Source organism: Arthrobacter sp. MPF02, from assembly GCF_046605375.1.
GTDB lineage: Bacteria > Actinomycetota > Actinomycetes > Actinomycetales > Micrococcaceae > Arthrobacter.
Map to the genome: position 1 here is coordinate 2,318,204 of NZ_CP176772.1, position 26,596 is coordinate 2,344,799.

A 26,596-nucleotide genomic window follows, 5' to 3' on the forward strand; every position below is an offset into this window, starting at 1 on the left:
TTAGCCACTCCGGCCGCTGCCGGAAGTACTGGGCGAACGCGTCTACTTGAAGCTGGCACCCACCAGGCCGCGGGTGGCCGCCACCAGCTTCATGGGGTCGGTTGATCCTGCCGGCGGAACGTACACCGCCACGGACTCGGCAAAGTCCAGCACCATGCCGGTGGTTGTTTCCTTGCCGCCGGCCAGGGCAGCGGCGTCGTCCCCGATGGTCAGCTTGTCGCCGGCGGCCTTCGGCGTGCCTTCGAAGCCGAAGTTGATCCGGCCCAGGACCAGGGCGCCGCCGTCCTCGGTGCGGAAAACTACCGTGCTTTCCGGGACCACCTTGTGCGTGAAGGAGAAGTTGCCGTTTTCACCGGCCTTCACCACTTCGGCCTGGTAGGACAGCGTGTCCGCGATGTACGGCGAGGACTCTCCTTCCACCAGCTTGTCCTTGTAGGGCGAATCGGCTGTGGTGAGGCGGTCAGCAAGCCCGGAAAGGGCTTCCTCGCCGCTGTAGAGCAGGCCGGTCTTGTCTGCCGGAGCAAGCGTCTCCGTGCCGGTGCGGCTGACGGCGGGAAGGGTGGCGCCGGGCTGGAGCGGGGTGGTCTCCACCAGTTTGTAATTCTCGCGCGGTGACTGCTGGACCAGTGTCAGCAGCTGGGGAACCACGTTGCCTTCGCCCTGGGTGACGGCCATGACCGGGCGGGGCCAGTCACGCTCGGTGGTGACAACGGTGGTGAGCAGCTTGGTTGACCGGACCGGCATCCGGGCCTCGTAGGACCCCACCTGCGAGCGGATCTTGTAGTTCTGCGTCCGCACTTCCAGTTCGGTTCCGCCGACTCGTCCTGTGAGCTGGGCTGCATCCTTGGCGGCATCCCCGGCATCGGCGGCGCTGGCAACCTGTTCAAGGATGCGCCGGAACTGCGCGTCCAGCAGGACCGGCGAGGCAGCCTCGCCCTCGACGGCCGGGGTTCCGGAGGACTCCGGAGCCGGCGATGCCGCTACCGCGGCTGTTCCCGGGCCGGCAAGCACTGCGGCGGTAAGGCCGGCGGCGATCATGGTTGCGCGCGAGGATCCCGCGGAGCCGGAGCCGGAGCCGGTGCCGGCGGCGGCCCTGGAACGTGCACGCCGGACAACGCTGCGGTCAACGCCCCCACCTTTAGGCTTCCGGGCGGACAGCAGCCCCAGCACGATGCCGCCGATGATCAGCAGGCCACCAAGGAGCATCAGCGGAATTGCCCACGGCGTGGAAGTGTCGTTGGGGAACGTCATGGAAACGGATGCCGGAGCCGGCTGGGTTCCGTCGGAGGCAAGCAGGAGGGCCCAGTCGCCATCGGCAGGCGGAGCCCAGGAATACTCAAGTTCGCCGCTGGCGCTCTCGGTGGAAACCCACAGGTCGGATCCTGCCGGATTGGGTGCCGCAGCCTCGCCGTCGGAGTGTTCCACCTGCAGGGACTTGCCGTCCTCGGACACCCCGCTGATGGTGTTGTGCGCCGTCTGGCCCACCCAGGCGTCAATGTCGTCCGGCCGGCCCGCGGCCAGCAGGAAGTTACCGTCACCCTCGATGTTGATCTTCACAGTCCCGCCGTGCAGGGTCCGCAGGTTCTGGTCGATGACCGTCAGCGGAGCTTCGGCCGTATCGGCCGGCGCGGCGGCCGTGAAGGTTTCGGATGGAGCCCAGATGGTTTTCTGGCCGATGCCGGCCAGAAGTGTCAGGAGGCCGAGCAGCACGAGTGCGACTGCAGTCTTTAAACGCAAGGGAACACCTATCATCAGCGGGGGTTTGCCTTCCATAGTAACCGTTTTGTTACCACGGACCCTGACCAGCGGCTGCCGCGACCCCTGCGACGGCCGTTCGGCACAGCCTCCTCCACAGCTCTTGACAAGGCTGCTGATAGTGTTTGCGATGATCATCACACCGGCCCGCCGACGCGTGCCACGGACGGAACAGGCCCCAGAAACCAGTGACTGACACAACGGACGAATCCTCCGCGGCATCGGAGAATCCAGGCGGCCAGGGGACTCCTGCCGCCCGGGATACCCCTGCCCGCGAGGCGCGGCGCAAAGGCTCCGCAGCCGTTGCTCTCGGGTTTGTGGCACGCAGGCTTCGCCAGCCCCTGCCCGGCGCCCAGCCACGGATCCGTTTCGAGATGCCGCCCGAATACGTGCAGGAACAGGAAGCGGTTGGTGCCGCTGGGGACGGCGAGGTGAGCCCGCAGTTCGGCAGTCCCGGCCCAAGGATGTCCCCGCAGCATCCGCTGTACATGGGGTTCATGGGGACGGTGGGCGTGGGGCTTGCCCTGCTGGTGTACTGGATCGGTTCCAACACCACCCAGCTGCTGCTGTGGATCGTGGCAGCGCTGTTCATCGCCCTGGGGCTGGAGCCCGTGGTGGGGTGGCTGGAGAACAGGAAGATTCCCCGCCCTGCCGGAATCCTGGTCTCGGTCACAGTGCTGGTGAGCGCCGTCGTCGGCTTCTTCGCCACCCTGATTCCCACCATCGTGGAGCAGGTGACCGAGATCGTGGAACAGGCCCCGGTGTGGATCCGCGACTTCATCAACTCGGAATTCTTCCGAAGCCTGGACGACCAGTTCGGGGTCCGGGACCGCATCACCGAGGAGCTCGACAAGTTCGTCAATGATCCCGCGGCGGTCGGCGGTATCTTCGGCGGGGTGGTGGGCTTCGGTTCCACTGTGGCGAACGGACTGTTCGGAACCCTCATTGTCCTGGTGCTGAGCCTGTACTTCCTGGCCGCACTGCCGGCCATGAAGAGGTGGGGGTACCGGCTGGCGCCGCGCTCCCGGCGGCACCGCGTGGAGGCACTGTCTGAGGAGATCACCCGCTCCGTGGGCAACTACGTGATCGGCCAGGCCTGTGTTGCGCTGCTCAACGCCACCTTCGCTTTCATCGTGATGTCCATTGTGGGCATTCCGTTCGCGCTGCTGCTTGCGTTCGTGGTGGCCCTGCTCGCGTTCATCCCCCTGGTGGGCGGCATGATCGCCGGCGTGGTGGTGCTGCTGGTCTCGCTGACTGAGGGCTGGCAGACCGCCGCCATCTACGGCGTCTGCTACTTCGCCTACCTGCAGTTCGAGGCCTACTTCATTTCACCGCGCATCATGCAGAAGGCCGTGGCCGTGCCCGGCGCGGTGGCGGTCATCTCCGTCATCGCGGGCGGCAGCCTGCTGGGCGTGCTCGGCGCGCTCATCGCCATTCCGACGGCGGCTGCCGTGCTCCTGCTGATCCGCGAAATCTACATCGTCCGCCAGGACCAGCACTAACGGCAGGCCGGGGCGGGCCCGCCGTAGCAGGCACGCCCCGCATCCAACAGGCCCCGCCTAGACCGGAGCGGTTGCGGCGGGCCCGTCCCACTCCTGCGGCAGGCCGTCAGGTCCGGAACCGGCTTCAGTAACCTCGTCGACAATCTCGCTCAGGACCCGGGAAGCGTATTTCTCCCCCACCCAGAGATGCTTGGCGCCGGCCACGCCCACCACCCGCGCCTGGGGCACCAGGCTGAAGCGCGCCGCGGCCTCGGCCGGCTGCAGGAAGTCGTCGTGCTCGGGCACCAGGACCGTCAGCGGCTTGCCGGACTCGGCCCACTGGAGCAGGTGCTTGTCCGTTGCACGGTGCAGCGGGGGCGACAGCAGGACCGCGCCTTCCACCTCCGACGCCACCGGTCCAACGGCCCCGTACATCAGCGCAAGCTCGGTGCCGAAGGACCAGCCCACCAGCCACCGGTTGGGCAGGCCGCGTTCGACGGCGAAGCGGACGGCGGCCTCGACGTCGTACCGCTCCCCTATGCCTTCCTCAAACCCGCCGCTGCTGGTGCCGCGCGGCGAGGCAGTACCCCGGGTATTGAACCGAAGCACGGCGACCCCGGCCAACGCCGGCAAACGGTATGAAGCCTTGCGGTAGACATGCGAATCCATGAAGCCGCCGTGCGTGGGCAGCGGATGCAGGGTGATCAGCGTGGCATTGACCGGCCCGGACTCCGGCAGGGCCAGTTCGCCCACCAGCGTGTGCCCGTCGTCCGTCCGCAGCTCGACGTTTTCGCGCCGGGCGGGCAAAACGGTCGACGCGCGGATGGGGACGGGGCCCCCGGAGGAAGTGAATTCGTACGACGCCGGATCAAAAGTCATGCCTGCCAGCTTAGCGACAGCGGGGGTTCCCGCGCCCGCCCGCATCAACGGTAACGGTAACTGCGCGACATCCAGCAGTTGGTGTGCCAGTGCCGCCGTTCAGCAAGGCCGGCGGCCGGGCCGAAGAGGTGGTCGTCCTTCCACACCACCAGGTGCGCCACCCCCGGCAGGACGGCGGTGGAGCATTCAGGGCAGATATAGGTTTTTTCGGCATTCTTCGCGGTCATCGTGCGGACCATCCACTCGCCGTCGGGAGCACTCTCCCGGCGCGCGATGCCGGCACGGGCACGCTCAAGGTCCAGTTCCGGAACTCCGCCGTCCTTTCTTCCGGCACCACGGCCGCCTGCACCTTTTCCGGAAGCAGGACGGCGGGGACGGTTGGAACGCGGCATGGCTCCATTCTGCCCCAGCCACGCCGCCGCGCTGCACCTCTGCGCCCTCCCGCACAGCCGTCGCCGGGACATGGCCGGAAGGCTGCACGCGGTAGTCTGTACGGCGTGCGACTTGTCATAGCCCGATGCTCCGTTGATTATGTTGGCCGGCTCAAAGCCCATCTCCCCCTTGCCACCAGGCTCCTGCTGGTCAAGGCCGACGGCTCCGTGCTGGTCCACTCGGACGGCGGATCCTACAAGCCGCTTAACTGGATGAGCCCGCCCGCCACCTTGCGGGTGTCGTCCCCCGAGGACGTTGACCTTGAACTGGGCGTGATGGAGCAATGGACCGTCCAGTCGGCGAAAACGGATGACCGGCTGATCATCAACATCCACGAAAAGCTCAGCGACACATCGCATGACCTGGGCGTCGATCCGGGGCTCATCAAGGACGGCGTAGAGGCGGACCTGCAGCGGCTCCTCGCCGACCAGATTGAAACGCTGGGCGCCGGCTACTCGCTGATCCGCCGCGAATACTTCACAGCCATCGGCCCTGTGGACATACTGGCGCGCGACGCCGAGGGCGGCACCGTTGCCATCGAACTCAAGCGCCGGGGAGACATCGACGGCGTGGAGCAGCTGACGCGCTACCTGGAACTGCTCAACCGCGATCCCCTGCTGGCCCCGGTGCGGGGCATTTTCGCGGCCCAGCAAATCAAGCCGCAGGCAAAGGTGCTGGCAATGGACCGCGGGATCGACTGCATCACCCTGGACTACGATGCCATGCGCGGCGTGGACGACAGCGAATCCCGCCTTTTTTGACTCCTCCGCCGGCCCCCTGGGAGGGGCCACAAGCCCCTGACAAGGCATTTAACCCGATCTTAACCTAAATTTTGTCCGTTTCGACGCCAAAACCGTTGACCGGCGCGAACAGTCATGAAATTCTGTTCTCAGTCTTTGTGTAGGTGTTTTTCATGCTCGCAAGACATGTTGCGAGCGCGAAGCTCCTGCAACCGGCCCCCTATTAGTGGGCAGGAATTCAGGATTCTTCTCGCGGAGTAACCAAGGCCGGTACGAGGTGTGCCGATCTTAGAAAGTTCCACAATGAGGAGAAATAAATGGCACAGGGAACCGTCAAGTGGTTCAACGCTGAAAAGGGTTTCGGCTTCATCACCCCGGATGACTCCGATGGGGATGTCTTCGTTCACTACTCCGAGATCCAGACCAGCGGTTTCAAGACCCTCGACGAGAACCAGCGTGTTCAGTTCGAGATCGGCCAAGGCGCCAAGGGCCCGCAGGCTACCGGCGTCACGCTGGTCTAGTCTTACCGCTTGGGGCTGCAGCAGCCCGCAGCAATGATCCCCGGCAATTTCCGCCGGGGATCATTTTTTTGCCCGAATTGCCCGGCCGCCACTATTTCCGTATTTGGCAAATGGTCCTTTTGCGTAACCGGGGGAAGTCCTACTTCACCAAATTCCGCACTAGGCGGGCGCCCTGCGACAGGGACAGCCCGGGCAGGTATGCGCGGGTCAGTGCGCGTCCGATCGCGGGAAGATGCAGCGGATCCTGGTAATAGAGGTACAGCGCGCGGTATTCAGGCTTGAACCGGGATTTGAACGCGGCAAGGGACCGGAAGCCGTAGACCGGTTCAAGGGCATGACCCACCAGGTCCAGGATCCGGACCAGGTTCTCGGCACTGTCCTGGCTTCCGGCACCTTCCCCGGCGCCACCGTCGGGGTTTGCCAGCGGGGACCCGGACAGGGAAATCACTTCCACGGAGTCCCGAAGCTCAAGCACCGCGGAAGCGATCAGGAATTCCATGACGCCGGGAAACCCTTGGGACCCGCGGCGCATGACGTCCAGTGTCCTGCTGACCAGCCGCCCGTCGTCGTACACGGGCAGCCAGCTGGTGATCCCGTGGACGGTGCCGTTCCCGTCCACGGCGAGGCAGCACAGGACCTCGTCGTCGTCCAGCTCATCCACGCCGCCGAGGGTGAAGCCCATCTCAGGGACTGACTTGTTTGCTGCCCACTCCTCGGAGACCTCGGTCAGCCGGGTCCGCAGGGCGGCCGGCAATGAGTGATACGGGCCCCAAACTGCCTTCACGCCCAGCTTCGCCGCCCGGTTCAGCGCGGTCCTGACGTTCTGCCATTCCTTGCCCTTGAACTCAAGTTCCCGGATGGCAAGCCTCGTTTCCTGTGCCACCGGCACTCTCGCGAAACCGCGCTCACGGAGCACCTGCCACATCGAGCCGTCGCAGGAATAGAGCGCCGGGACCAGGGCGTGGGTCCGGCAGTGCTCCAGGAAGCCCTCCGTAACGGCCTGCCGGTTGCGGCGCGGTCCAAAGGCGTCTCCTAGCGTCAGGGCAACGCTGCCATGCTGCTGGTACGCCACGGCGCCCAGCCCGTCAGGGCTGAACCAGTAGGTGTTTGGTTCCCACAGCGCCATCCAGGACAGCGGGCCGCCGCCCTGGTGCAGGAGCGCCCTGGCTTTGGACCGGTCCTGCCGGCCGGAGTCGTGGCCGTGGTGGCCGCGCAGCAGCACCGTCCAGACCGCCACAAGGGCGACCACCCAGAACACAGGACCGGAGTAGGCGAAAAGGACGGCCTCAAGGCTGTTCCGGTCGGCAAAAACGCGGTGGTAATGCTGCGGAACGGGCACCGGAACGTACTGGCGCGCCAGCTCCGCGAAGAGACCCAGCAGACCGCCGTCACGGGCCAGGCCGCCGGACCACAGCCACGCGGCCGCATAGGCGCTGGCCAGCATCGCCCATGTTCCACCGATCACCCCGGCCAGCATCCGCCGGGCCGCCGGCTGCGTCTGCACCCTGAACTGGCGCCGGTTCAGCCACAGGACCAGCGCCAGCAAGAGCGGCACGACGACGAGCGGCAGCACGTGCGCAAAGGCCGAGCCCATGGGTGCCGCCTGAGGGCCGGGCTGGCGCGACGGCACCAGCGCGAACAGTGCCAGGTAGACGGCGGCAAGCGCCGTGACGGCCAACTGGATGGCGATGGCGATGTTCAGCGCCAACCTCCGGCCGCGCCGCATGCCGTCCGCGCAGATCAGGAGCAGGGCCACCGGAACCACAGCGAGGGCGAGCCCTACGGGGCCGGCGAACCCTGCCCGCCCTGCTTCCAGGCAGGAGGCTTCCACGGTTGCCCCGCAGTTGAAGGCAAGCTCGCCGAGCGTGGGCATCGGGTTCAACACCACGTCCCGCAGCAGCGCGAGCGGTCCGGTGGGAGCCCGGGCAATCCCGGTGAGGATTGGCCCAACCGCGAAGACGGCCACAGTCAGGGCCAGCAGGTTACGTGTTTCGCGGCCCGTGGACCGGTGCCGGTGAAGCTTGCCCTGGTCCCCCTGGATCCACCATCCGGCGAGCAGCCCGAGGAGCGCACCGAGCAGCCCAATGACGGTCTCGGCATGGCCCACATAGAGGACCAGCAGCAGGGAGACTGAGACCACCGCAATCCGGAGCCGGCGCTGCCAGAGGACCGGAAGGCGGGCGCTGCCCGCCAGCCCGGCGGCCAGGACCGGTCCGTACGGACCGATGAGGATATCGTCCGCCATTTGGTCCAGCCACCCGTCCCCCACGTACCCCGCCAGCTGGGTAATCAGCAGGAACAGGGTGACGGCCGCGAACTGCCCGCCGAAGAACAACCCCGCAGCTGCCAGTGACCCGAGTTTCCGTTCCGCAAGCCCCAGCAGGACGATGATCATCAGGGATGCCGCCAGGTAGGCCAGCGGGTTGGTGGCGAAGAAAAGGCTCGTGAACAGCGACCACCAGTTGCCTTGCCTGAGCCCGGGCGCGCTCACCCCTGCCACGTCGAGCAGGTGCTCCGGAGGGCCGGCCAGGAAGCTGCCCGTGGCGGCGCCCGCGCCCAGGAACACAGCCAGGACTGCCAGGGCGAAGGGGACTGACTTCAACTCGCTGGCAACAAGCACCAGCGCCGGACGCAGCACCGTGTCCCAGGCCAGCGCCGCTGTGCGTACCCGCCTGTCCGTACTCATCCGGGGATGTTCCACTTGTCCCAGAGGAACTCCAGGGCGTCGGCTATCCGCCGGGAGGAGGTGTCCCAGGAATGGCCGGTCTTCTCCACCTCGTGGGCGCGTACGGTGAATCCTGCCCTTTCCGCGGCTGACGCGAGCGTCCGCATGTAGGCGACAAATTCCGGATCATCCTGCCCGGCGGTGAGGTACAGGCGGCCGCCGTCAAAGCGTTGCTGCTGCATGATGGCAAGCGGGGTTTGCCGGTTGAAGGCGTCGGGGTCCCCAGGGAAGGCGGCGTCAATCGTTTTCTGCCGCTCCTTGGCGATGGCCGGCTCTGCCTCGGCCGAAAAGCCGAGTGCCGCCGGAAACAGCTCCGGGTGCCGGGTAGCCAGCTGAACCGCGCAGGTCCCGCCGAACGAGAAGCCGCCGGCGGCCCAACGGTTGTGGTCCGGGTCCACTGTCAGGGTGGACCGGATCCACGTGACCACATCTTTGGTGAGGTAGGTATCGGCCTGGGCTATCCGGCTGTCCATGCACATCGTATTGGCGTTCTGCGAGCCGTTGGGATCCGGTATCACTACCACGGGTGCCACGCCGCCGTGGGCGGCAGCCCAGGAATCCATGTGCGTCCGGAGTGACCCTCCGGTAAGCCAGTCCGCGGGACCTCCGGGCTGCCCTGCAATGAGGACGAGCACCGGCAATGCAGGACGGTTGGCCGCAAAGTAGGCCGGCGGCAGGTAGATGTACGCTTCCCGCGTGGTCATCCCCGAGACGGTTCCCGGGATGGCTGACCTGCGCAGGACTCCCCCGGCCGGCAGCCCGCCCTGGGGAACCCACCCGTCCAGCGGGACGCCGTCGGGCCTTCCCGGCTGGCGCTGCAGCTCCTCTTCCAATGGAGGAATCCTGGAGAGGGCGGTGCCGAGGAGGTCGCTGACAGTACGGTTCAGGCCGAAGTACGCGTTGATCTGCACGGAGGAAAGGGCCGCAACCAGGAAGGCGGCCACGATCGCCAGCATGCCCTGCCGCCAATTGCCGCGGGGCAGCCGAAGCAAGGCGAGGAGGACGGCTGCGACACCCGGCACCACCCAGCCCAGGACGGCGTCCGGAACGTTGTCGGGGAATACCGAGAAGACGTTGATGAGGGCCCAGTGGACGGTGGCCACGAGCGCGAAGCCGGCCGCGGCGGCCGCAATGACCCTCAGTGACCAGCGCCATCCGCTGTTGCGGGGCGGAAAGAGGAGGAACCCGGCGCCGGCCAGGCCCAGGACCAGTGCTGTCCAGTACAGCGGGCCGTCGATGAGCCGGACATCGAAAATCCAGTCCACGCGGTCAGCGCCAGGTCCCCACGCCGATGACGGGGCCGGCCTCAAGCCAGGACGAAAGGCCCGTGTAGGCGTCGAACTTCATGGCGAGCTTCAGGTCCTGTCCCTCGTAACGGAGTTCCACGATGACGACGTCGGGCTGGACCTTGACGGCCTCGGCATCCGTCGGCTTGCGGCGGCCCAGCAGTTCGAGCGAGTGCCGCTTGAACTTGTGCTTGGGCCGGACGCTGAGCGAGAGCAGGCGGAACCATTCGAGGTCGTTGTCCTGATAACGACAAACCCCCATCTGCCAACTGTTTCCAGCCATGCAGATGGAGGCGTCCACCGTGCCGAGGGCACGCCGCAGGTTGTAGCGGCGCACCCCCGAAAGGCACAGTGCAAAAATCAGCAATCCAAACATGATTGCCAGTGCGATGAACGAAATACCTGGTGCGTCCATCAAGGTGGTGCTAGCGGATCCCAGCGGTAGCCAGGCCACCCAGGTGGGCGTTGTCAGCCACGATCACCACGCGGTTGTTGTCCACGGAGAAGAACCCGCCGTCAACAGCTACTGCAATGCGGTCACCCGATACCGGCTGGATGGCCAGTTCACCCTCGGCCAGGATCGCCAGCAGGGGCGAGTGGCCGGGCAGGATTCCGATTTCACCATCGCTGGTGCGGGCCTTGACCATCTTGGCCGCTCCGGACCACACGAAGTGGTCCGCTGCGACAATCTCAACCTCAAGCTCAGCCATGTTACTTGGTCTGTTCCTGGATCTTGGCCCACTGGCGCTCGACGTCGTCGAGGCCGCCGACGTTAAAGAACGCCTGCTCCGCGATGTGGTCGAGTTCGCCGTCGCAGATCGCCGCGAAGCCTTCAACGGTGTCCTTGATGGAAACCGTGGAGCCCTCAACGCCGGTGAACTGCTTTGCGGTGTAGGTGTTCTGGGACAGGAACTGCTGGATGCGGCGTGCACGCGAGACGACGATCTTGTCCTCTTCAGACAGTTCGTCAACGCCGAGGATGGCGATGATGTCCTGGAGTTCCTTGTTCTTCTGCAGGATCTGCTTCACACGGACAGCCGTGTTGTAGTGGTCCTTGCCAATGTACTGCGGATCCAGGATGCGGGACGTGGACGTCAGCGGGTCAACAGCCGGGTACAGGCCACGGGACGCGATTTCACGGGAAAGTTCCGTGGTGGCGTCCAGGTGCGCGAAGGTGGTTGCCGGGGCCGGGTCGGTGTAGTCATCCGCGGGAACGTAGATGGCCTGCATCGAGGTGATGGAGTGGCCTTTGGTGGAGGTAATGCGCTCCTGCAGCAGGCCCATCTCGTCAGCCAGGTTGGGCTGGTAGCCCACGGCGGACGGCATGCGGCCCAGCAGGGTGGAAACCTCGGAACCAGCCTGGGTGAAGCGGAAGATGTTGTCGATGAAGAGCAGCACGTCCTGCTTCTGGACATCGCGGAAGTACTCCGCCATGGTCAGCGCGGACAGGGCCACGCGCAGGCGCGTTCCCGGCGGCTCGTCCATCTGGCCGAACACAAGGGCGGTGTCCTTCAGAACGCCGGCCTCTTCCATTTCGACCCAGAGGTCGTTACCTTCACGGGTGCGCTCACCCACGCCGGCGAAGACGGAGGTACCACCGAAGTTGCGGGCAACACGGGTGATCATTTCCTGGATCAGCACGGTCTTGCCCACGCCGGCGCCACCGAAGAGGCCGATCTTGCCACCCTTGATGTAGGGGGTCAGGAGGTCAATGACCTTGATGCCGGTCTCGAGCATCTCCGTGGAGCCCTCGAGCTGCGCGAAGGAGGGAGCCTTGCGGTGGATCGGCCAGTGGGCGTCGGCCTGGATCTCAGACTCGGCAACGTCCAGCGGCTTGCCCAGCACGTTGAAGATGTGGCCCTTGACGCCGTCACCAACGGGGACGGAGATGGGGGCACCGGTGTCCACCACAGAAGTGCCGCGGACGAGTCCGTCGGTGGCCTGCAGGGAGATGGCGCGGACGAGGTTGTCACCCAGGTGCTGGGAGGTCTCGAACGTGATGGTCTTGGTCTCACCGTTGAGGGAAATCTCGGTGGTGAGGGCGTTGTAGATCGACGGGATTGCGTCAGCCGGGAATTCGACGTCGACAACCGGGCCGATTACGCGCGCAATACGGCCGGTGGCGCCGGCCGTTGCGGCTACGTTTTCGGTAGCAGTGGCAGTCATCTCTCTCACTTCACTCAGTAGATGGCGTGGGGTTAAGTTTATGTGTTGTGGTGCAGGTTCCGCGGAACGCGATGATGCGGGCTAGGACGCGAGAGCGTCGGCACCGGCAACGATCTCGGACAGTTCCTGCGTAATCTCAGCCTGGCGGGCCGTGTTGCGCAGACGCGTGTACTTCTTGATGAGTTCCGTGGCGTTGTCCCCTGCAGACTTCATCGCACGCTGGCGGGCAGCCAGTTCCGATGCAGCAGCCTGCAGCATGGCCGCGAACAGCCGGGACTCGATGTAGCGCGGCAACAGGGCGTCAAGGACCCGCTCGGTTTCCGGCTCGAACTCGTACAGCGGCAGCAGGTCCGACTCGGAGGCGGCTTCCTCTTCCACTACCTCCAGCGGCAGCAGGCGGATCACCGTGGGCTCCTGGGTCACCATGGACTTGAAGCGCGTGTACACAACGTGGATTTCGTCCACGCCGCCGTCTTCGAAGTCCGCGGCGAAATCGGCCAGCAGCGCGTCGCCGATTTCGCGGGCGGTGCCGAACTCGGGTGCGTCGGTCCCTCCGGTCCAGACCCGCGCGTACTGGCGGTTCCGGAAGTCGAAGTAGGCCTGTGCCTTCCGGCCCACGAGGTAGGTTTTGACTTCCTTGCCTTCAGCGTGGAGAAGCTCGTTGAGACCTTCCGCCTGCTTGAGGACACTGGCGGAGTACGAACCTGCCAGGCCGCGGTCCGAGGTGATTACCAGGACGGCGGCACGGCGGATCTGCTCCGGCTCGGTGGTCAGCGGGTGGTCGATTTCGCTTTGGCTTGCGACAGCAGAAACGGCGCGCGTGATCGCGTTCGCGTAAGGCAGTGAAGCTGCTACGCGCGCACGGGCCTTCCCGATGCGCGAGGTAGCGATCAGTTCCATCGCCTTGAAGATCTTGCGCATCGACGTGGTCGAGCTGATCTTCTGGCGGTAGACCCGGATCTGGGCTCCCATACTTATCCTTTCCTAACATTCCGTAAACCGGGTGTGCCGGACCCTGCGGCCCGGCACACCCGGTGTTCGGAACTAGCGCTTCTGCTTGACGATCTTTTCCTGGTCAACGTCGCCCTCGGAGATGGCATCATGCTCCTCGTGGCCGGCGCCTACCAGGTGGTTGTCACCTTCACCGAAAAAGCCCTTCTTGAACTCCACGACAGCGGACTTCAGCGCCGCGACAGTGTCGTCGTCCAGCACGTTGGTCTGTGCCAGCGTGGTCAGGATGGAGGACTTCCGGCTGAGGTGGTCCAGGAACTCGCTCTCGAAGCGGCTGATGTCCTCAACCGGAACGTCGTCCAGGTAGCCGTTGGTGCCTGCCCAGATGGACACAACCTGGTTCTCGACCGGGAACGGCGAGTACTGGCCCTGCTTCAGCAGTTCCATCAGGCGGGCGCCGCGGGTCAGCTGCTGGCGGGACGCGGCATCCAGGTCCGAGGCGAACATGGCGAATGCCTGCATGTCACGGTACTGGGCGAGGTCCAGCTTCAACGTGCCGGAGACCTTCTTCATGGACTTGACCTGTGCGGCACCGCCCACGCGGGACACCGAAACACCCACGTCGACGGCGGGGCGCTGGTTGGCGTTGAAGAGGTCGGACTGCAGGAAGATCTGGCCGTCCGTGATGGAAATGACGTTGGTCGGGATGTAGGCGGACACGTCGTTCGCCTTGGTCTCGATCAGTGGCAGGCCCGTCATGGAACCGGCGCCCAGTTCGTCCGACAGCTTTGCGCAACGCTCCAGCAGGCGGGAGTGCAGGTAAAAGACATCGCCCGGGTAGGCTTCGCGTCCCGGCGGGCGGCGCAGCAGCAGCGACACCGCACGGTAAGCCTCAGCCTGCTTGGACAGGTCATCGAACACGATGAGGACGTGCTTGCCGCCGTACATCCAGTGCTGGCCGATGGCCGAGCCGGCGTAGGGAGCCAGGTACTTGAAGCCGGCGGGGTCGGATGCGGGAGACGCCACGATGGTGGTGTACTCCAGCGCGCCGTTCTCCTCCAGGGTCTGGCGGATGGCGGCGATGGTGGAAGCCTTCTGGCCGATCGCGACGTAGATGCAGCGGACCTGCTTGGTAACATCTCCGGAAGCCCAGTTGGCCTTCTGGTTGATGATGGTGTCGATCGCGATGGCGGACTTGCCGGTCTGGCGGTCGCCGATGATGAGCTGGCGCTGGCCGCGGCCGATCGGAATCATGGCGTCGATGGCCTTGAGTCCGGTCTGCATCGGCTCATGCACGGACTTGCGCTGGGTAACGCCCGGCGCCTGGAGTTCCAGTGCACGCGTGGTTTCAGCCTTGATTTCGCCGAGGTCGTCGATGGGCACGCCCAGCGGATCGACAACACGGCCGAGGAAGGCGTCGCCGACGGGCACGGACAGAACCTGTCCCGTGCGGTGAACTTCCTGGCCTTCTTCGATGCCGGTGAAGTCGCCGAGGATGATGACGCCGATTTCGCGGACGTCAAGGTTCTGGGCCAGGCCCAGGGTGCCGTCCTCGAAGCGCAGCAGTTCGTTCGCCATGACCGAGGGAAGGCCCTCAACACGGGCGATGCCGTCACTAGCGGTGGTTACGCGGCCGACCTCTACGCGCTCTGCGTTTCCGGGTTCGTAGGACGCCGCGAACTCGTTCAGCGCATTACGGACGTCGTCGGCGTTGATGGTCAATTCGGCCATCTGCAGTCCCTGCTCTCCTGTTTTTGTGATCACCCGAGGGTGACCGGGGTTTCTATCAGTTGGGTTGTGCTTGTCCGGCTAGCCGGCCAGCTGGCGTTGCAGCTCGCCCAGGCGGGTGATGACCGAAGCGTCGAGCACTTCGTCGCCTACCTGGACGCGTATGCCGCCAATGAGTGACGGGTCAACGTTGATGTTGACCTTCAGTTCCCGCCCGTACAGTGCGTTCAAGCCCGCCTGGAGGCGTGCCAGCTGCGTCTGCGTCAGGGGGCGGGTCACGCTGACCGTTGCAATCCAGCGCTGCTGCCGCTTGGCCGCCAGCTCGGCGAACCGTTCCACCAGGCGGGTTGCCTTGATGCCGCGCGGCTGCGTTACAGCCTGCGTGATGAGGACCTTTGCTTCCTCGCTGACACCGGGCACCAGCTTTTCGGCGAGGGCAGCCTTTGCGGCTGCGCTGGCCTGTGGCTCGGACAGAGCACGTTGTACCTCGTGGTTGGAGGCAACAGCCTGGTTGAAGGCGAACAGGTCGTTCTCCAGCTCTTCCAGGCCGGTGATTCCGGAGGCAGAAACGGCCGACTTGTTTTCAGCAACGGAAATGACCACCGTTGCGGCAAGAGTCTCGAGTGCATCGCCGATATCCCGCGCCGATGCCCAGCGCAAACTGGCCAGTCCGCCCGCGATCTCCGCAGCATCGGCGGAGACTTTACCGCCAACCAGCTGCTTGACCAGCGCCGACTTTTCGTCACCGTTGCGGGACGGGTCAGTCAGGGCACGGCGCAAGCCAGCCGAGCTGTCCACCATTCCCAGAATTCCGAAGAGTTCCTTTGCCAGCTGCAGCGACGCCGTCGGAAGCTTTGCCTCCAGGGCGGCCAGTGCTGTTGCCAGCGATTCGCTCGATACGCCTGCCATTACTTAGCTGCACCTGCGTTCTGGGTCTCCAGATCTGCCAGGAAACGGTCAACGACCCGTGCTGCGCGCGCGTCGTCATCCAGGGACTCGCCCACGATGCGTCCGGCGAGGGTGGTAGCCAGGGAACCCACCTCCGAACGCAGGGCTACAACAGCAGCCTGGCGCTCGGATTCGATCTGTGCATGGGCCTGGGCCGTGATGCGTGCGGATTCGGCAGCTGCCTTCTCCTTCAGATCCGCGAGGATCTGGGCACCTTCGGCGCGGGCTTCCTCGCGGATGCGGTTGGCTTCGGTCCGGGCGTCGGTCAGCTGCTGCTTGTACTCTTCGAGTGCAGCAGACGCCTCAGCCTGGGCCTTTTCAGCCTTTGCGATGCCGCCTTCAATGGCCTCGGCACGCTCGGCAAAGGTCTTTTCGAACATCGGGACAACGAACTTGACCACGATGAACAAGAGGATGAGAAAGCCCGCGAGGACAACGCCCATTTCCCAGAGGTTGGGCATCAGGGGGTTGACTTCGCCCTCAGTGGCGGCTGAAGTGATCAGCTGATTCATTTTTCACCCGTCCTTTTCTACTCGGTTCTGTTAGTTCGCTTCGCTCTAGGACTAGAGAACGAAGGCGAAGACCAGGCCGAGGATGGCGAGGGCTTCGGTCAGCGCAAGGCCAAGGAACGCGATCGGCTGCAGCACGCGCTGTGCTTCCGGCTGGCGTGCAACACCGTTGATGTAAGCAGCGAATACGAGGCCAACACCGATACCACCGCCGATTGCGGACAGACCGTAACCTACGAGGTTGAGATTGCCTTCCATTTTTCTTCCTTTCAAGATGCCACCAATGTGGCAGGTTGTTTGGGTTGCTTTATCCCCCCAGGGGGAATTCTGTGTGTGCTTGCCGGAGCAGGCCGGCAGCGGGCCTAGTGGCTGTCGGCGTGCAGCGCGCCTTCGATGTAGATCGCGGTCAGCAGGGTAAAGACGTAGGCCTGCAGGACCATGATCAAAGCCTCGAGCATGTACAGGGCGATGGCGCCGGCCAGGACCAGGAGCGAGGTGCCCTTGAGCAGGATGTTTTCCTGCATCACCAGAAACTCGATGCCGGAGCCGGCGATCATCATGATCAGGTGGCCGGCGAGCATGGTGGCGAAGAGTCGGAGGCTGTGCGTGACGGGCCGGACCAGGAAGTTCGAGATGATCTCGATGGGGACCACGATCGGGAGGATGAACCAGGGAACACCGGAGGGAACCGTGGCCAGCTTGAAGTAGCGGATGCCGTTCTTCTTGATGCCGATGGCGATCCAGGTGAAGTAAACCAGGCCGGCCAGGACGTAGGCGCCGCCGACATGTGAGAACGTCGGGAGCTGGAGCAGCGGGATTGCGCCATAGATGTTGTTGACCAGGATGAAGAAGAACAGGCTGAACAGCAGGGGGACGTACTTGATGAAGTCCCTGCCGCCGATGATGTCCTTGGCGATGCCGTTGCGGACGAAGCCGTAGGCGGCTTCGCCGGCGAACTGGAGCTTGTCGGGTACCAGCTGCCGCTTGCGTGCGGCCAGCACGAAGAAGGCGGCGATAATGACGACAGAGAGGAGGACCAGCAGCATCTGCTTGGAGAATCCTTCTGCGGCACCCCACGGCAGGATTGCCGGCAAATGCATTTCGTTAATACCAGGAGGAGTAAACTCTCCTGAATCTTGGGCCGGGAGCGCAAGCGCGATCAACGCGTTTCCTCTCTGCAGTGTCCATCATTGGGCGTTGGGCGGGGACCGGCAGCCTCGCGGCCTGCTGTTCCCCCTGTGAAATTATTTGGCATTCGTGTCGCCGTCCGTGGACGGCCCGCTGGCAGCAGGACGCTCACCAGCGTTTTTCCGGGGACTGGTGAGGCCATGCATGTGGGAAAGGTAAAAACCTCCGACGGCTCCAAGCAGAGCGCCTGCGAGCACAATCCAGCGCGTTCCCCACAGATAATCCAGTCCCCACCCTATCAAACTCCAGACGATGATTCCGCCAATGATGTAGCTGAAGACAGCCATTCCGGCGTTGTATCCGCCGTTGGAATTGTCGGCGGAGACACCGGGCGCCGAGATGCCGGAACGGCGCTGTCCGCCGGACGCTTTGCCGGGCTTCTTCGGGTCACGCATCGGGGGCATCCTTGTTTTCCGGATCGTTGAAGATCTGCAGGCGGGCTTTGCTGAAACCGTACAGCTCCGCTGCCTGCCACAGGACGACGGCGGTAACGGCTCCGGCCACGAACCAGCGGCTGTGCAGCCACTGCGGGGCGCCGACCACAAACAGGACGGCGGCGAACCCCACAACCTTGATGAAGTACGTGGCGACGAACATTCCCACGGCCCCGGAGGGGTTGTTGCGCCCCACAAAGTGGCCAATCAGGAGGCTGATCCCGAAGAACAGCATCACCAGGAGCCCGCCCAGCACAGCGGACACGGCGCCGGACGTACCATGCAGCAGTGCCGCCAGGGCGGCGCACAGCACCAGGCCGGACGCCGCAGCTGCGGCGCTGAGCTTCAGGAGGTGCAGCCAGAGTGAAGTGACGGGACCGGAAGCACCAACGTGTCCTTTGCCGGACGCAGGTCCGGAGTCGGCGTTGGAGGTCATGCGAACCCAATCGTCGTCAGCAAGGCTGGTGGCCTATGGCGGGGGTGGAGGAACAGCTTTGGCTGCCCCTAAATTCTACATGAGATAGAAATTTTTCCGCACCGTCGTTACGCCGGAGTTTCATCGCTCCTGCGGGCAAGGTAGGGCCAGGCAGTGACGAGCCCCATGACCAGGGTGGCGAAGAGGTCCACGGAGAGCACGATCTGCCAGGGGAAGACCGCGAACGCCAACCCGCCAAAAGACAGCACGCCGGTCCAGAGATACATCAGGATGACTGCTGTCCGGTGCGAGTAGCCGATGTCCAGCAGCTTGTGGTGCAGGTGTCCGCGGTCCGCCGACCACGGGGACCTGCCCCGGGCGGTCCGGCGGACCACCGCGAGGCCAAGGTCCAGCAGCGGGAGGAACAGCACCGCGAACGGCAGCAGGATGGGAATCACGGTGGAAATACCGTTTGCGCGGTCGTACAGCCCGGAGGTGATCTGCCCGGTGGACACCACGCCGGCGGAGGCCATGAGGAGTCCGATCAGCATCGCGCCGGAATCCCCCATGAAGATCTTCGACGGAAACCAGTTGTGCGGCAGGAAGCCCAGGCAGCTCCCCACGAGAACTGCCGTGATGAGCGTGGCCAGGTCCGAGTAGTCCAGGAGGATGGCGTTGCGGTGGACCCAGTACGCCGTGAAGAAGAACGCAGTGCCGCCGATGATGGCCACACCGGCCGCCAGCCCGTCGAGGCCGTCGATGAAGTTGAACGCATTCATGGTGGTGACGATCAACCCTGCAGTGAGCACCACGCGGATGGTTTCGTTTTCCAGGTAGATAGGTTCCGGTATCCAGGGCACGATGGTCATCTGGACACCCCAGACCGCCACGGTGAGTGCGGCCGCGCTCTGGCCAATGAGCTTGATCCACCACCGGATGTCGAGGAGGTCGTCCAAAACGCCTACCAGGACGATCACGGCGGCGCCGGCCAGCACGCCCCAGGGCGAGAAGTTGTTCCGGTAGATGTCCTTGACGAAGAAGGACTGGCTTGCCACGATCAACGCGGCCATCACGCCCAGGAATATCGCAACGCCGCCCAGCCGGGAAACCGGTGTGGAGTGCACGTCGCGGCTGCGGATGGGCAGGTGCAGCTCAAGCCGGTGGCCGACTACCCGGGCGCCCCACGTCGCCGCATAGGACACGACCGCGGCGGTCAGCCCCATGAGCAGGTACATGATCATGGGGTATCGGCCGTTTCGACGAAAGTGGAAATGGACCCGGGGAACAGCATCGGCAGCTCCCCGGCGGGTGGGCTCACTGGCAGGGAATCTGTTCTTCGGTAAATGAAACTTCTCCGTCGCCGAGCGCGCAGCAGGCAGCGCATCTTGCCTGTGCGCAGTGCCTTACAGGGCTGTATTACAGTGGACTCTAGTCAAAGATACTAGCGCCACCGGCTTCATGGCTTCGCGCCACACGGGCGCATTACGAGCGGGGAAACCCCTGGCAGCCATGCTGAAAGGACCCCCATGAGACCCCGCATCGCAGTTGCCGCCGTGACCTTCAACCGCCCGAAGGAACTGGGCGTGCTGCTCGACTCGATTAATGCCCAGACGGCCGCGGTGGACACGATTTGCCTGGTGGACAGCGGTACGGAGCCGGCCAGTGAGGTGGCCGGCCGGCATGCCAATGTCGATTACATCCGTTCGGAGGCCAACCTTGGCGGCGCAGGCGGGTTTGCCCTCGCTGCACTGAAGGCAGTGGCCAGCGGAGCCAGGTGGATCTGGATGATGGATGACGACGCCGAACCCGCCGATCCGGAATGCCTTGCCACGCTGCTGCGGGAGGCTGAGGCGCGCGACCTGGAGGCCGTGGTCCCGCTGGTAACGGCGCCGGGCCATCCGGACCGCCTGTCCTTCTTTTTCCGCCTGGACGGCAAGGTCACCCACGAGCGGGCGGAGGTGGAGAAACTGGGCTTCCTGCCCAACGACGGCCACTTCTTCAACGGTGCGCTGATCCGCTCCGATGTGTTTTTCAAGGTGGGGCTGCCGGACATCCGCCTTTTCATCCGCGGGGACGAGGTGGATTTCACCATCCGGCTGCGCAAGGCGGGCATCCGCTTCGGAACGGTGACAACCACCGCCATCAGTCATCCGCATGCATTCTCCGAAACCCGGCACGTCTTCGGCGCGCGCTGGCACGTCATCGTTCCAGAGGGTGAGTTCAAGCAGTACTACTACTACCGCAACCGCGGTTATTTGATCCGCCGCTACTTCCGGGTCCGTTCGTTGGTGGCCGACGTCGGCGGGTACCTGGGATATTTCCTGCAGCGGCGCGACCCTGCAGGCTTCGTCCGCTGGGCCAGGTCCTTCAGCACCGGCCTGCGGGGCAAGGGATTCGCGCCGCTGGAGGACCAGGAGTTCTAGCCGGACAGGCCTACTTCCCCCGGTTCAGCCGCTTGCGGGCAAGGAGCCACAGCAGCACCCACGGCTCGCCGAACACCCGGTACGCAACCCGCCGCGGATGCACCAGCAGCCGCCAGGCCCATTCAAGGCCGAGCCGGCCCAGCCAGCGCGGAGCGAGTTTCTGGACTCCGGCCAGCTGCTCGATGGCTCCGCCCACCGCGCAATACACTGCCGGCGGCATTTCAGCGAGCCTGCGCTGCAGGACCTCCTCCTGAAGCGGCATGCCAAGGCCCAGCAGGACCAGCTGCGGCTGCTCCCCCTGCAGCCACCGCAGGGCGGCCTCTTCCAGGTCGGCATCCCAGCCTTCGCCGGGAAAGCCGGTCACCGCAGCGGCGGGGACGATGGCCTTCAGCCTCGCGACGGCGCCTGCGTTCGCCTGGGCGCCGGCACCGATGACGGCAATACGTTCAAGGCCCTGCACCTGGCCAAGCGCCGGGAGCCAGTCCGTGGAACCCAGGCGGTAATCCATGACAGGTCCGTCGGCATTGCCGGTCCTCCCCCACAACCACAGCACCGGCGCTCCGTCCAGGAGCACAATATCGCTCTGCTCGTAGAGGTTACGGAAGCCGTCGTCCGCCAGGGTCAGGGTGACACTGTGCAGGTTATGCCCGAGGACGGTCCTGGTGGACCCGTCCTGGACGTACCGGGTGAGTTCCGCCACGAGTTCCGGAACGCGGAGCGGGGTGGCATCAACCTCCAGAAACGGGATCCGCTGGCGTTCCAGCGTCATCAAGGCTGCTTGCCCTGGTCCGCAGCGGCTTCCTGCGTTGCGGGAACGCCGCTTTCCGGCGTGGCAACGGAGGAACCTCCGGAAGCAACAGGAGCGGCAGGACCAACCGGAGCGGCCGCAGGCTTTTCCCCAACCGGTTCTTCCGCAGCCGGTTCTTCCTCGGCCATTGGGATCTCGCCCAGGCCGAGCATGCCGGGCACGTGCTCGCGGAGTTGGTCCAGGCTGATGGCGCCGTTGCGCACCACGCGCAGCCGGGGCCCGGTGGCGTCCACGATGGTGGACGGAACGGCCAGTTCCCCTTCGGCGGGGCGGAAGCCGCCTTCCAGGTAAACCTCGACCGAGTCGGCAAGCTGCTCGCGGGCAGCGGCAGCCGTTTGCGCCGGAGCCTGCCCGGTGCGGTTGGCCGACGACACGGCCAGCGGACCGGTGAGGGTCAGGAGTTCCTGGGCAATCTCGTCGTCCGGCATCCGCAGCGCCACCGTTCCCTTGGTTTCACCGAGATCCCAGTCCAGCGACGGCTGCGCGTGCAGGATCAGGGTCAAACCTCCGGGCCAGAACGCCTCGGCGAGCTTGCGGGCGTCTGCCGAAACCTCCGTGGCCAGTCCGTCCAGAGCGTTGATGCGCGGTATCAAAACCGGCGGCGGCATGGTGCGGCTGCGTCCCTTGGACACAAGGAGCATGGTGACGGCCTGTGGAGAGAAGGCGTCCGCGGCGATTCCGTAGACGGTGTCCGTGGGGAACACCACGCACTTTTTCTCGCTGATGGCGCGCTGGGCATGCTCAAGTCCCTGCGCGCGCTGGTCGTCAACGGTGCAGTCATAGGTTGTGGTCACTGGCCTATTCTTTCATTCCGAGTGGTCCGGTTCCGCGAGTACGGCGCTGGTGGCGCGTTCCTTGTTGTTCAGGTCCTGGTGCGTGGTGATGCCGCTCCAGATGCCGGCCCTGGCCATCATGGTGGCGATCCAGCCGGCCTGGACCTCGGCGTGTTCCATGACGAAGTAGCCGCCCGGGCGCAGGAGCCTGGCAGCCGAGGCCGCTGCCGCCGTCGGAAGTTCCATTCCGTCCGCTCCCCCGCCGTACAACGCCTCGGGCGGGTCGTGCAGCGCGACTTCGGGCTCGTTGGGGATGGCTTCCGCCGGAATGTACGGCGGATTGGATACCACGACGTCGAAGGTTCCGTTGAGTTCCGGCAGTGCGTCCCTGAGATCCCCCAGGACCAGGTGGACGCCAAGGGGCGCAAGGTTTTTCGCTGCCCACGCGTGGGCGAGCGGGCTGAACTCGACCGCGTGCACCTCGGCAGCAGGGACTTCGTGCGCGATGGACCCGGCGATGGCGCCCGATCCGGTGCCCAGGTCCACCACCCGCGGCGAGGGCATCGGCTTGATGCGGTCGATGACCAGCTGGACCACCGACTCGGTCTCGGGGCGGGGGATGAACACACCGGGTCCTACCGCGAGTTCGAGGTAGCGGAAGTGCGCAACGCCCGTAATGTGCTGCAGCGGTACCCGCCCCGCCCGCTCCGCAACCAGTTCCGCATAGCCCCCCGGCGCCGGAGTATCAGCGAGCATCAGTGCGCGGAGCCGGCCCAGGCCAACGTTGAGGAGGTGGTCCGCGAGGAGTTCAGCGTCCACGCGGGGACTGGGGACACCGGCGTCGCGGAGGATGGCAGTGGCCTCGCTGACTGCCGCCGCGAGGGACTGGCCCGGCCCGATCGTCATCCGTTGCGGGAGCTACTCGGCCAGGGCGTCCAGGCGCGCCTGTTCGTCCATCTCGATGGCGGACTGGATGACCGGTTCGAGGTCGCCGTTCATGACCTGGTCCAGGTTGTATGCCTTGTAGCCGGTGCGGTGGTCCGCGATGCGGTTTTCCGGGTAGTTGTACGTGCGGATGCGCTCCGAGCGGTCCATGGTACGGATCTGGGATTTCCGCTGTTCGGAGTTGGCGGCGTCGATCTGCTCCTGCTGATGGGCCAGGAGGCGGGCCCGGAGCACGCGCATGCCGGCTTCCCGGTTCTGCAACTGCGACTTTTCGTTCTGCATGGCCACAACGATGCCGGTAGGCAGGTGGGTGATGCGGACGGCGGAGTCGGTGGTGTTCACGGACTGTCCGCCCGGACCGGACGACCGGTACACGTCAATCTTGAGGTCGTTCTGGTTAATCTCGAGTTCTTCCGGCTCGTCAACCTCCGGCAGGACCAGCACGCCGGCGGCGGACGTGTGGATGCGGCCCTGCGATTCGGTGACGGGCACGCGCTGCACGCGGTGCACCCCGCCTTCGAACTTGAGCCGGGCGTAAACGCCTTCGGCGGGGTCGTTCGAGTTGCCCTTCACTGCGACCTGGACATCCTTGTAGCCGCCGAGGTCGGATTCGGTGGCTGAGATGATTTCGGTCTTCCAGCCACGGGATTCGGCGTAGCGGGTGTACATGCGCAGGAGGTCGCCGGCGAACAGAGCGGCCTCGTCGCCGCCTTCGCCGCCCTTGACCTCGAGGATCACGTTGCGGGCATCGTCCGGGTCACGCGGGATGAGCAGCCGGCGAAGCTTCGCGGCGGCAGCCTCAAGCGAAGCCTCGAGCTCGGGCACCTCCGCAGCGAACTCGGGGTCCTCTGACGCCATCTCCCTGGCAGCGGCAAGATCGTCCCGCAGCCCCTCCCACCGGTGGTAGGCCTCAACAATGCCATTGAGCTGAGCCGACCGCCGCCCAAGCTTCCGGGCAAGCCGCTGGTCAGCATAAACAGCAGGATCCCCCAACTGCGCCTGAATGGAATCATGCTCATCAAGCAGGCCCTGTACGGACTCAAACATTTTTCAAAACCTTTCGTTCTGCGCTCATTTTAGTCGGGCGCAGGAATCCACTCCCAAAAGCGGGCGGGAGCACCCGGGGAGTTGGGGCTGATCGCGCGGGTTTTCCGCCTGGACGTGGAAGGTGACGGACAGACGAAACGAGCCGCTGATTCTGCTGCCCCGGGAGTGGCATCGGGCCTGCCGAAGCTGGGAGGCTAACGATCGAAGATCGGAAGCCTCCCAGCGTAGGGGCGGGGGCAGCAGAATCAGCGGCTCAGACGGGCGCTATTTGTCGTTATCCGACTTCGCACCAAGCGTCGTCTTCTGGACCTGCATCAGGAACTCGACGTTGCTCTGGGTTTCCCGGATCTTGTTGGTGAGCAGTTCAAGGCTCTGCTGGGTCTCGAGTCCGGAGAGGACGCGGCGCAGCTTCCACATGATCTTGACTTCCTCGGGCGAGAGCAGGTTCTCTTCGCGGCGGGTGCCGGAGGCGTTGACGTCCACGGCGGGGAAGATGCGCTTGTCGGCCAGCTGGCGGGACAGGCGCAGTTCCATGTTGCCGGTGCCCTTGAACTCTTCGAAGATGACCTCGTCCATCTTGGACCCGGTTTCCACGAGGGCCGTTGCCAGGATGGTGAGCGAGCCGCCGTTTTCGATGTTGCGGGCGGCGCCGAAGAAGCGCTTGGGCGGGTAGAGGGCTGCGGAATCGACACCGCCGGACAGGATGCGGCCGGAAGCCGGTGCTGCCAGGTTGTAGGCGCGGCCCAGGCGGGTCATGGAGTCCAGCAGGACCACCACGTCCATGCCCATTTCCACCAGGCGCTTGGCGCGTTCGATGGACAGTTCGGCCACCGTGGTGTGGTCATCGGCGGGTCGGTCGAAGGTGGAGGCGATGACCTCACCCTTGACGGTGCGCTGCATGTCGGTGACTTCTTCGGGGCGTTCGTCCACCAGCACCATCATGAGGTGGACCTCAGGATTGTTGGTGGTGATGGCGTTGGCGATCGACTGCAGGATGAGCGTCTTGCCGGCCTTTGGCGGGGAGACGATCAGGCCGCGCTGGCCCTTGCCGATGGGTGCCACGAGGTCGATGACGCGGGGGCCGATCTTCTTGGGGTCGGTTTCCAGGCGCAGGCGCTCGGACGGGTAGAGCGGCACCAGCTTGGCAAATTCAACCCGGTCCTTGAGATCCTCAGCGGTCTTGCCGTTGACGGAAGTGACGCGGACCAGGGCGTTGAATTTCTGCCGGTTGGACTGCTGGCCGCGGTCTTCGCCGTCGCGGGGTGCGCGGATGGCGCCCACCACGGCGTCACCCTTGCGCAGGTTGTACTTCTTGACCTGTGCGAGGGAAACGTAGACGTCGTTCGGGCCGGGAAGGTAACCGGAGGTGCGGATGAACGCATAGTTCTCGAGCACGTCCAGGATGCCGGCGACGGGCAGCAGGACGTCGTCTTCGGTGATCTCGATGTCATCGACGTCAGGTCCCTGCGAACGTCCACGACGGCGGTCGTTGCGGTCGCGGAAGCGCTCGTTGCGGGCGTTGCTGTCGCGGTCCTGGCTGCCGGAGCGGTCGTTGCGGTCGCGGCGGTTGCGCCGGTTCCGGCGGCTGCCGCCGTCGGTGTCATCGCTGTCCTCGCGGCGCCCGCCCTCGCGCTGGCCTGCCTCACGGCTGCCTGCGTTGTCGCGGCCGCCGTCGGCGTCGCGGCCCCGGCCGCGGCCTTCGCGACGGTCGGTGCGCTGGCCGGCCTCGGCGGTTTCGGGGGCAGGGGCTTCGGTGCGCTGTTCAGCAGGGGCCTGCGCCACGCCTGCCTGCTCTGCCGCGGGCTGCTCGGCGGGCGACTCCGCAGGGGCTTCCTGGACTGCGGCTGCCTCGCCGCGGCGGCGGTTGCGTGTGCGCGGCTGGCGGCGTTCCGGAGCGGCCTCCGCCTCGGCGGCTTCCGGTGCTGCAGGCGCTTCGGCGGGAGCCTGCGCGGGAGCCTCGGCTGCCGGAGCCTCTGCTGCAGCTTCCGGCGCGGAGGGGGCTACGACGCCGTCGCTGACCGCTCGCCGGCTGCGGCCGCGGCGGGCGCGGGTGGGCTCAGCCGCGGGAGCTTCGGCGGCAGGCGCTTCCGTCGCGGGAGCCTCGGCGGGAGCGGAAACCACCGGAGCAACCACGTTCTCGGAAGCCTTTTCCGCCGTCCTGGCCGGAGCCTTGGTGGCAGGGGTGCCGGCGCGGTGGGCGGAGATGGCCGAAACCAGGTCCCCCTTGCGCATGCGCGAGCCGCCGGAAATGCCCAGCTGGCTGGCAAGGGCCTGCAGCTGGGCAAGCTTGAGGCCGGCCAGGCCGCTGCTCTTGGCGGGAGCTGCCGTTGCCTCGGCAGCGGAAGATGATAGTTCCACAGCTGGTGACAGCTCAGTGGTTTCGGTCACGAAGGATCCTTCCCCCTCGACGGCGTCCAGACTGGGAGCTGGGCGCGATGATTT

26 protein-coding genes are annotated in these 26,596 nt (G+C 65.4%); 4 read left to right on the forward strand and 22 right to left on the reverse strand.

Annotation, left to right across the window (positions count from 1 at the left end):
• Nucleotides 1-42: 42 nt before the first annotated feature.
• Nucleotides 43-1,752, reverse strand: a complete 1,710-nt coding sequence (locus ACLH0K_RS10920; protein ID WP_411373626.1) for a hypothetical protein — start codon at nucleotides 1,750-1,752, stop codon at nucleotides 43-45.
• Nucleotides 1,753-1,943: 191 nt separating this feature from the next.
• Here ACLH0K_RS10920 and ACLH0K_RS10925 point away from each other — a divergent pair, with 191 nt between their 5' ends.
• The gene (locus ACLH0K_RS10925; RefSeq protein ID WP_411373627.1) at nucleotides 1,944-3,257 is read left to right on the forward strand and encodes an AI-2E family transporter; all 1,314 of its coding nucleotides are present in this window, start codon (nucleotides 1,944-1,946) and stop codon (nucleotides 3,255-3,257) included.
• Nucleotides 3,258-3,314: 57 nt separating this feature from the next.
• Here ACLH0K_RS10925 and ACLH0K_RS10930 read toward each other — a convergent pair whose 3' ends face one another.
• Together ACLH0K_RS10930 and ACLH0K_RS10935 are read right to left on the reverse strand one after the other, a co-directional pair.
• A complete protein-coding gene (locus tag ACLH0K_RS10930; protein WP_411373628.1) occupies nucleotides 3,315-4,115 on the reverse strand; it encodes an alpha/beta hydrolase in 801 nt (266 codons plus the stop codon).
• Nucleotides 4,116-4,159: 44 nt separating this feature from the next.
• Nucleotides 4,160-4,507, reverse strand: a complete 348-nt coding sequence (locus ACLH0K_RS10935; protein WP_411373629.1) for an ATP/GTP-binding protein — start codon at nucleotides 4,505-4,507, stop codon at nucleotides 4,160-4,162.
• 105 nt (nucleotides 4,508-4,612) lie between these two features.
• Between ACLH0K_RS10935 and nucS the strand changes: the two genes are divergently transcribed.
• On the forward strand, nucleotides 4,613-5,308 hold the full coding sequence (gene nucS, locus ACLH0K_RS10940; protein ID WP_411373630.1) for an endonuclease NucS: 696 nt from the start codon (nucleotides 4,613-4,615) through the stop codon (nucleotides 5,306-5,308).
• Between the two features lie 296 nt (nucleotides 5,309-5,604).
• A complete protein-coding gene (locus ACLH0K_RS10945; protein ID WP_138138463.1) occupies nucleotides 5,605-5,808 on the forward strand; it encodes a cold-shock protein in 204 nt (67 codons plus the stop codon).
• A 139-nt stretch (nucleotides 5,809-5,947) separates the two neighbouring features.
• On the opposite strand, the gene ACLH0K_RS10950 is transcribed toward ACLH0K_RS10945, so the two are convergent.
• The 14 genes from ACLH0K_RS10950 to ACLH0K_RS11015 form a co-directional block, all read right to left on the reverse strand.
• Complete coding sequence (locus ACLH0K_RS10950) at nucleotides 5,948-8,494, reverse strand: bifunctional lysylphosphatidylglycerol flippase/synthetase MprF (protein ID WP_411373631.1); 2,547 nt, start codon at nucleotides 8,492-8,494, stop codon at nucleotides 5,948-5,950.
• The gene (locus ACLH0K_RS10955) at nucleotides 8,491-9,798 is read right to left on the reverse strand and encodes an alpha/beta hydrolase (protein ID WP_411373632.1); all 1,308 of its coding nucleotides are present in this window, start codon (nucleotides 9,796-9,798) and stop codon (nucleotides 8,491-8,493) included. Before ACLH0K_RS10955 ends, ACLH0K_RS10950 begins: the two co-directional genes overlap by 4 nt.
• A 4-nt stretch (nucleotides 9,799-9,802) precedes the next feature.
• Entirely contained in the window at nucleotides 9,803-10,234 is a 432-nt protein-coding gene (locus tag ACLH0K_RS10960; protein ID WP_411373633.1) for a DUF2550 domain-containing protein, read from the reverse strand.
• Between the two features lie 10 nt (nucleotides 10,235-10,244).
• Complete coding sequence (locus ACLH0K_RS10965; RefSeq protein ID WP_411373634.1) at nucleotides 10,245-10,529, reverse strand: F0F1 ATP synthase subunit epsilon; 285 nt, start codon at nucleotides 10,527-10,529, stop codon at nucleotides 10,245-10,247.
• Between the two features lies 1 nt (nucleotide 10,530).
• Nucleotides 10,531-11,985, reverse strand: coding sequence for a F0F1 ATP synthase subunit beta (gene atpD / locus ACLH0K_RS10970; RefSeq protein WP_411373635.1), 1,455 nt, complete (start codon nucleotides 11,983-11,985; stop codon nucleotides 10,531-10,533).
• Nucleotides 11,986-12,066: 81 nt separating this feature from the next.
• Complete coding sequence (locus ACLH0K_RS10975) at nucleotides 12,067-12,957, reverse strand: F0F1 ATP synthase subunit gamma (protein WP_138138457.1); 891 nt, start codon at nucleotides 12,955-12,957, stop codon at nucleotides 12,067-12,069.
• Nucleotides 12,958-13,029: 72 nt separating this feature from the next.
• Nucleotides 13,030-14,667, reverse strand: coding sequence for a F0F1 ATP synthase subunit alpha (atpA, locus tag ACLH0K_RS10980; protein ID WP_411373636.1), 1,638 nt, complete (start codon nucleotides 14,665-14,667; stop codon nucleotides 13,030-13,032).
• Nucleotides 14,668-14,745: 78 nt separating this feature from the next.
• Nucleotides 14,746-15,573 (reverse strand): F0F1 ATP synthase subunit delta, encoded by an 828-nt coding sequence (locus tag ACLH0K_RS10985; RefSeq protein WP_411373637.1) that lies wholly within the window; start codon nucleotides 15,571-15,573, stop codon nucleotides 14,746-14,748.
• Nucleotides 15,573-16,124 carry a F0F1 ATP synthase subunit B gene (locus ACLH0K_RS10990; RefSeq protein ID WP_411373638.1) on the reverse strand — a complete coding sequence of 184 codons (552 nt, stop codon included), beginning with the start codon at nucleotides 16,122-16,124 and terminating at the stop codon, nucleotides 15,573-15,575. Before ACLH0K_RS10990 ends, ACLH0K_RS10985 begins: the two co-directional genes overlap by 1 nt.
• Before the next feature lie 51 nt (nucleotides 16,125-16,175).
• The gene (gene atpE / locus ACLH0K_RS10995; RefSeq protein WP_009356484.1) at nucleotides 16,176-16,379 is read right to left on the reverse strand and encodes an ATP synthase F0 subunit C; all 204 of its coding nucleotides are present in this window, start codon (nucleotides 16,377-16,379) and stop codon (nucleotides 16,176-16,178) included.
• Nucleotides 16,380-16,483: 104 nt separating this feature from the next.
• Nucleotides 16,484-17,284: a F0F1 ATP synthase subunit A gene (gene atpB, locus ACLH0K_RS11000; RefSeq protein ID WP_411373639.1), complete on the reverse strand. Its 801-nt coding sequence runs from the start codon at nucleotides 17,282-17,284 to the stop codon at nucleotides 16,484-16,486.
• A gap of 81 nt (nucleotides 17,285-17,365) precedes the next feature.
• A complete protein-coding gene (locus ACLH0K_RS11005; RefSeq protein WP_411373640.1) occupies nucleotides 17,366-17,704 on the reverse strand; it encodes a hypothetical protein in 339 nt (112 codons plus the stop codon).
• Complete coding sequence (locus tag ACLH0K_RS11010) at nucleotides 17,697-18,179, reverse strand: hypothetical protein (protein WP_411373641.1); 483 nt, start codon at nucleotides 18,177-18,179, stop codon at nucleotides 17,697-17,699. Before ACLH0K_RS11010 ends, ACLH0K_RS11005 begins: the two co-directional genes overlap by 8 nt.
• Nucleotides 18,180-18,286: 107 nt before the next feature.
• Complete coding sequence (locus ACLH0K_RS11015; RefSeq protein WP_411373642.1) at nucleotides 18,287-19,399, reverse strand: MraY family glycosyltransferase; 1,113 nt, start codon at nucleotides 19,397-19,399, stop codon at nucleotides 18,287-18,289.
• Nucleotides 19,400-19,684: 285 nt separating this feature from the next.
• On the opposite strand from ACLH0K_RS11015, the gene ACLH0K_RS11020 reads away from it, so the two are divergent.
• Complete coding sequence (locus ACLH0K_RS11020) at nucleotides 19,685-20,581, forward strand: glycosyltransferase (protein WP_411373643.1); 897 nt, start codon at nucleotides 19,685-19,687, stop codon at nucleotides 20,579-20,581.
• A 10-nt stretch (nucleotides 20,582-20,591) separates the two neighbouring features.
• Here ACLH0K_RS11020 and ACLH0K_RS11025 read toward each other — a convergent pair whose 3' ends face one another.
• From ACLH0K_RS11025 to rho, 5 genes are all read right to left on the reverse strand, one after another.
• Nucleotides 20,592-21,350 carry a WecB/TagA/CpsF family glycosyltransferase gene (locus ACLH0K_RS11025; RefSeq protein ID WP_411373644.1) on the reverse strand — a complete coding sequence of 253 codons (759 nt, stop codon included), beginning with the start codon at nucleotides 21,348-21,350 and terminating at the stop codon, nucleotides 20,592-20,594.
• Nucleotides 21,350-22,183 (reverse strand): L-threonylcarbamoyladenylate synthase, encoded by an 834-nt coding sequence (locus ACLH0K_RS11030; RefSeq protein ID WP_411373645.1) that lies wholly within the window; start codon nucleotides 22,181-22,183, stop codon nucleotides 21,350-21,352. The genes ACLH0K_RS11025 and ACLH0K_RS11030 overlap by 1 nt, the downstream gene beginning before the upstream one ends.
• A gap of 12 nt (nucleotides 22,184-22,195) precedes the next feature.
• Nucleotides 22,196-23,068, reverse strand: coding sequence for a peptide chain release factor N(5)-glutamine methyltransferase (gene prmC, locus ACLH0K_RS11035; RefSeq protein WP_411373646.1), 873 nt, complete (start codon nucleotides 23,066-23,068; stop codon nucleotides 22,196-22,198).
• A 12-nt stretch (nucleotides 23,069-23,080) separates the two neighbouring features.
• Nucleotides 23,081-24,154: a peptide chain release factor 1 gene (gene prfA, locus ACLH0K_RS11040; RefSeq protein ID WP_411373647.1), complete on the reverse strand. Its 1,074-nt coding sequence runs from the start codon at nucleotides 24,152-24,154 to the stop codon at nucleotides 23,081-23,083.
• Nucleotides 24,155-24,418: 264 nt separating this feature from the next.
• Nucleotides 24,419-26,542 (reverse strand): transcription termination factor Rho, encoded by a 2,124-nt coding sequence (rho, locus tag ACLH0K_RS11045; RefSeq protein WP_411373648.1) that lies wholly within the window; start codon nucleotides 26,540-26,542, stop codon nucleotides 24,419-24,421.
• Between the last annotated feature and the right edge of the window lie 54 nt (nucleotides 26,543-26,596).

What these genes read in the sequence shown, in the direction of transcription:
- ACLH0K_RS10920 (WP_411373626.1), bottom strand. Translation starts at nt 1,752, where the DNA reads ATGATAGGTGTTCCCTTGCGTTTAAAGACTGCAGTCGCACTCGTGCTG.
- ACLH0K_RS10930 (WP_411373628.1), bottom strand. Translation starts at nt 4,115, where the DNA reads ATGACTTTTGATCCGGCGTCGTACGAATTCACTTCCTCCGGGGGCCCC.
- ACLH0K_RS10935 (WP_411373629.1), bottom strand. Translation starts at nt 4,507, where the DNA reads ATGCCGCGTTCCAACCGTCCCCGCCGTCCTGCTTCCGGAAAAGGTGCA.
- ACLH0K_RS10945 (WP_138138463.1), top strand. Translation starts at nt 5,605, where the DNA reads ATGGCACAGGGAACCGTCAAGTGGTTCAACGCTGAAAAGGGTTTCGGC.
- ACLH0K_RS10950 (WP_411373631.1), bottom strand. Translation starts at nt 8,494, where the DNA reads ATGAGTACGGACAGGCGGGTACGCACAGCGGCGCTGGCCTGGGACACG.
- ACLH0K_RS10960 (WP_411373633.1), bottom strand. Translation starts at nt 10,234, where the DNA reads ATGGACGCACCAGGTATTTCGTTCATCGCACTGGCAATCATGTTTGGA.
- ACLH0K_RS10965 (WP_411373634.1), bottom strand. Translation starts at nt 10,529, where the DNA reads ATGGCTGAGCTTGAGGTTGAGATTGTCGCAGCGGACCACTTCGTGTGG.
- atpD (WP_411373635.1), bottom strand. Translation starts at nt 11,985, where the DNA reads ATGACTGCCACTGCTACCGAAAACGTAGCCGCAACGGCCGGCGCCACC.
- ACLH0K_RS10975 (WP_138138457.1), bottom strand. Translation starts at nt 12,957, where the DNA reads ATGGGAGCCCAGATCCGGGTCTACCGCCAGAAGATCAGCTCGACCACG.
- atpA (WP_411373636.1), bottom strand. Translation starts at nt 14,667, where the DNA reads ATGGCCGAATTGACCATCAACGCCGACGACGTCCGTAATGCGCTGAAC.
- ACLH0K_RS10985 (WP_411373637.1), bottom strand. Translation starts at nt 15,573, where the DNA reads ATGGCAGGCGTATCGAGCGAATCGCTGGCAACAGCACTGGCCGCCCTG.
- ACLH0K_RS10990 (WP_411373638.1), bottom strand. Translation starts at nt 16,124, where the DNA reads ATGAATCAGCTGATCACTTCAGCCGCCACTGAGGGCGAAGTCAACCCC.
- atpE (WP_009356484.1), bottom strand. Translation starts at nt 16,379, where the DNA reads ATGGAAGGCAATCTCAACCTCGTAGGTTACGGTCTGTCCGCAATCGGC.
- ACLH0K_RS11005 (WP_411373640.1), bottom strand. Translation starts at nt 17,704, where the DNA reads ATGCGTGACCCGAAGAAGCCCGGCAAAGCGTCCGGCGGACAGCGCCGT.
- ACLH0K_RS11010 (WP_411373641.1), bottom strand. Translation starts at nt 18,179, where the DNA reads ATGACCTCCAACGCCGACTCCGGACCTGCGTCCGGCAAAGGACACGTT.
- ACLH0K_RS11015 (WP_411373642.1), bottom strand. Translation starts at nt 19,399, where the DNA reads ATGATCATGTACCTGCTCATGGGGCTGACCGCCGCGGTCGTGTCCTAT.
- ACLH0K_RS11020 (WP_411373643.1), top strand. Translation starts at nt 19,685, where the DNA reads ATGAGACCCCGCATCGCAGTTGCCGCCGTGACCTTCAACCGCCCGAAG.
- ACLH0K_RS11025 (WP_411373644.1), bottom strand. Translation starts at nt 21,350, where the DNA reads ATGACGCTGGAACGCCAGCGGATCCCGTTTCTGGAGGTTGATGCCACC.
- prmC (WP_411373646.1), bottom strand. Translation starts at nt 23,068, where the DNA reads ATGACGATCGGGCCGGGCCAGTCCCTCGCGGCGGCAGTCAGCGAGGCC.
- prfA (WP_411373647.1), bottom strand. Translation starts at nt 24,154, where the DNA reads ATGTTTGAGTCCGTACAGGGCCTGCTTGATGAGCATGATTCCATTCAG.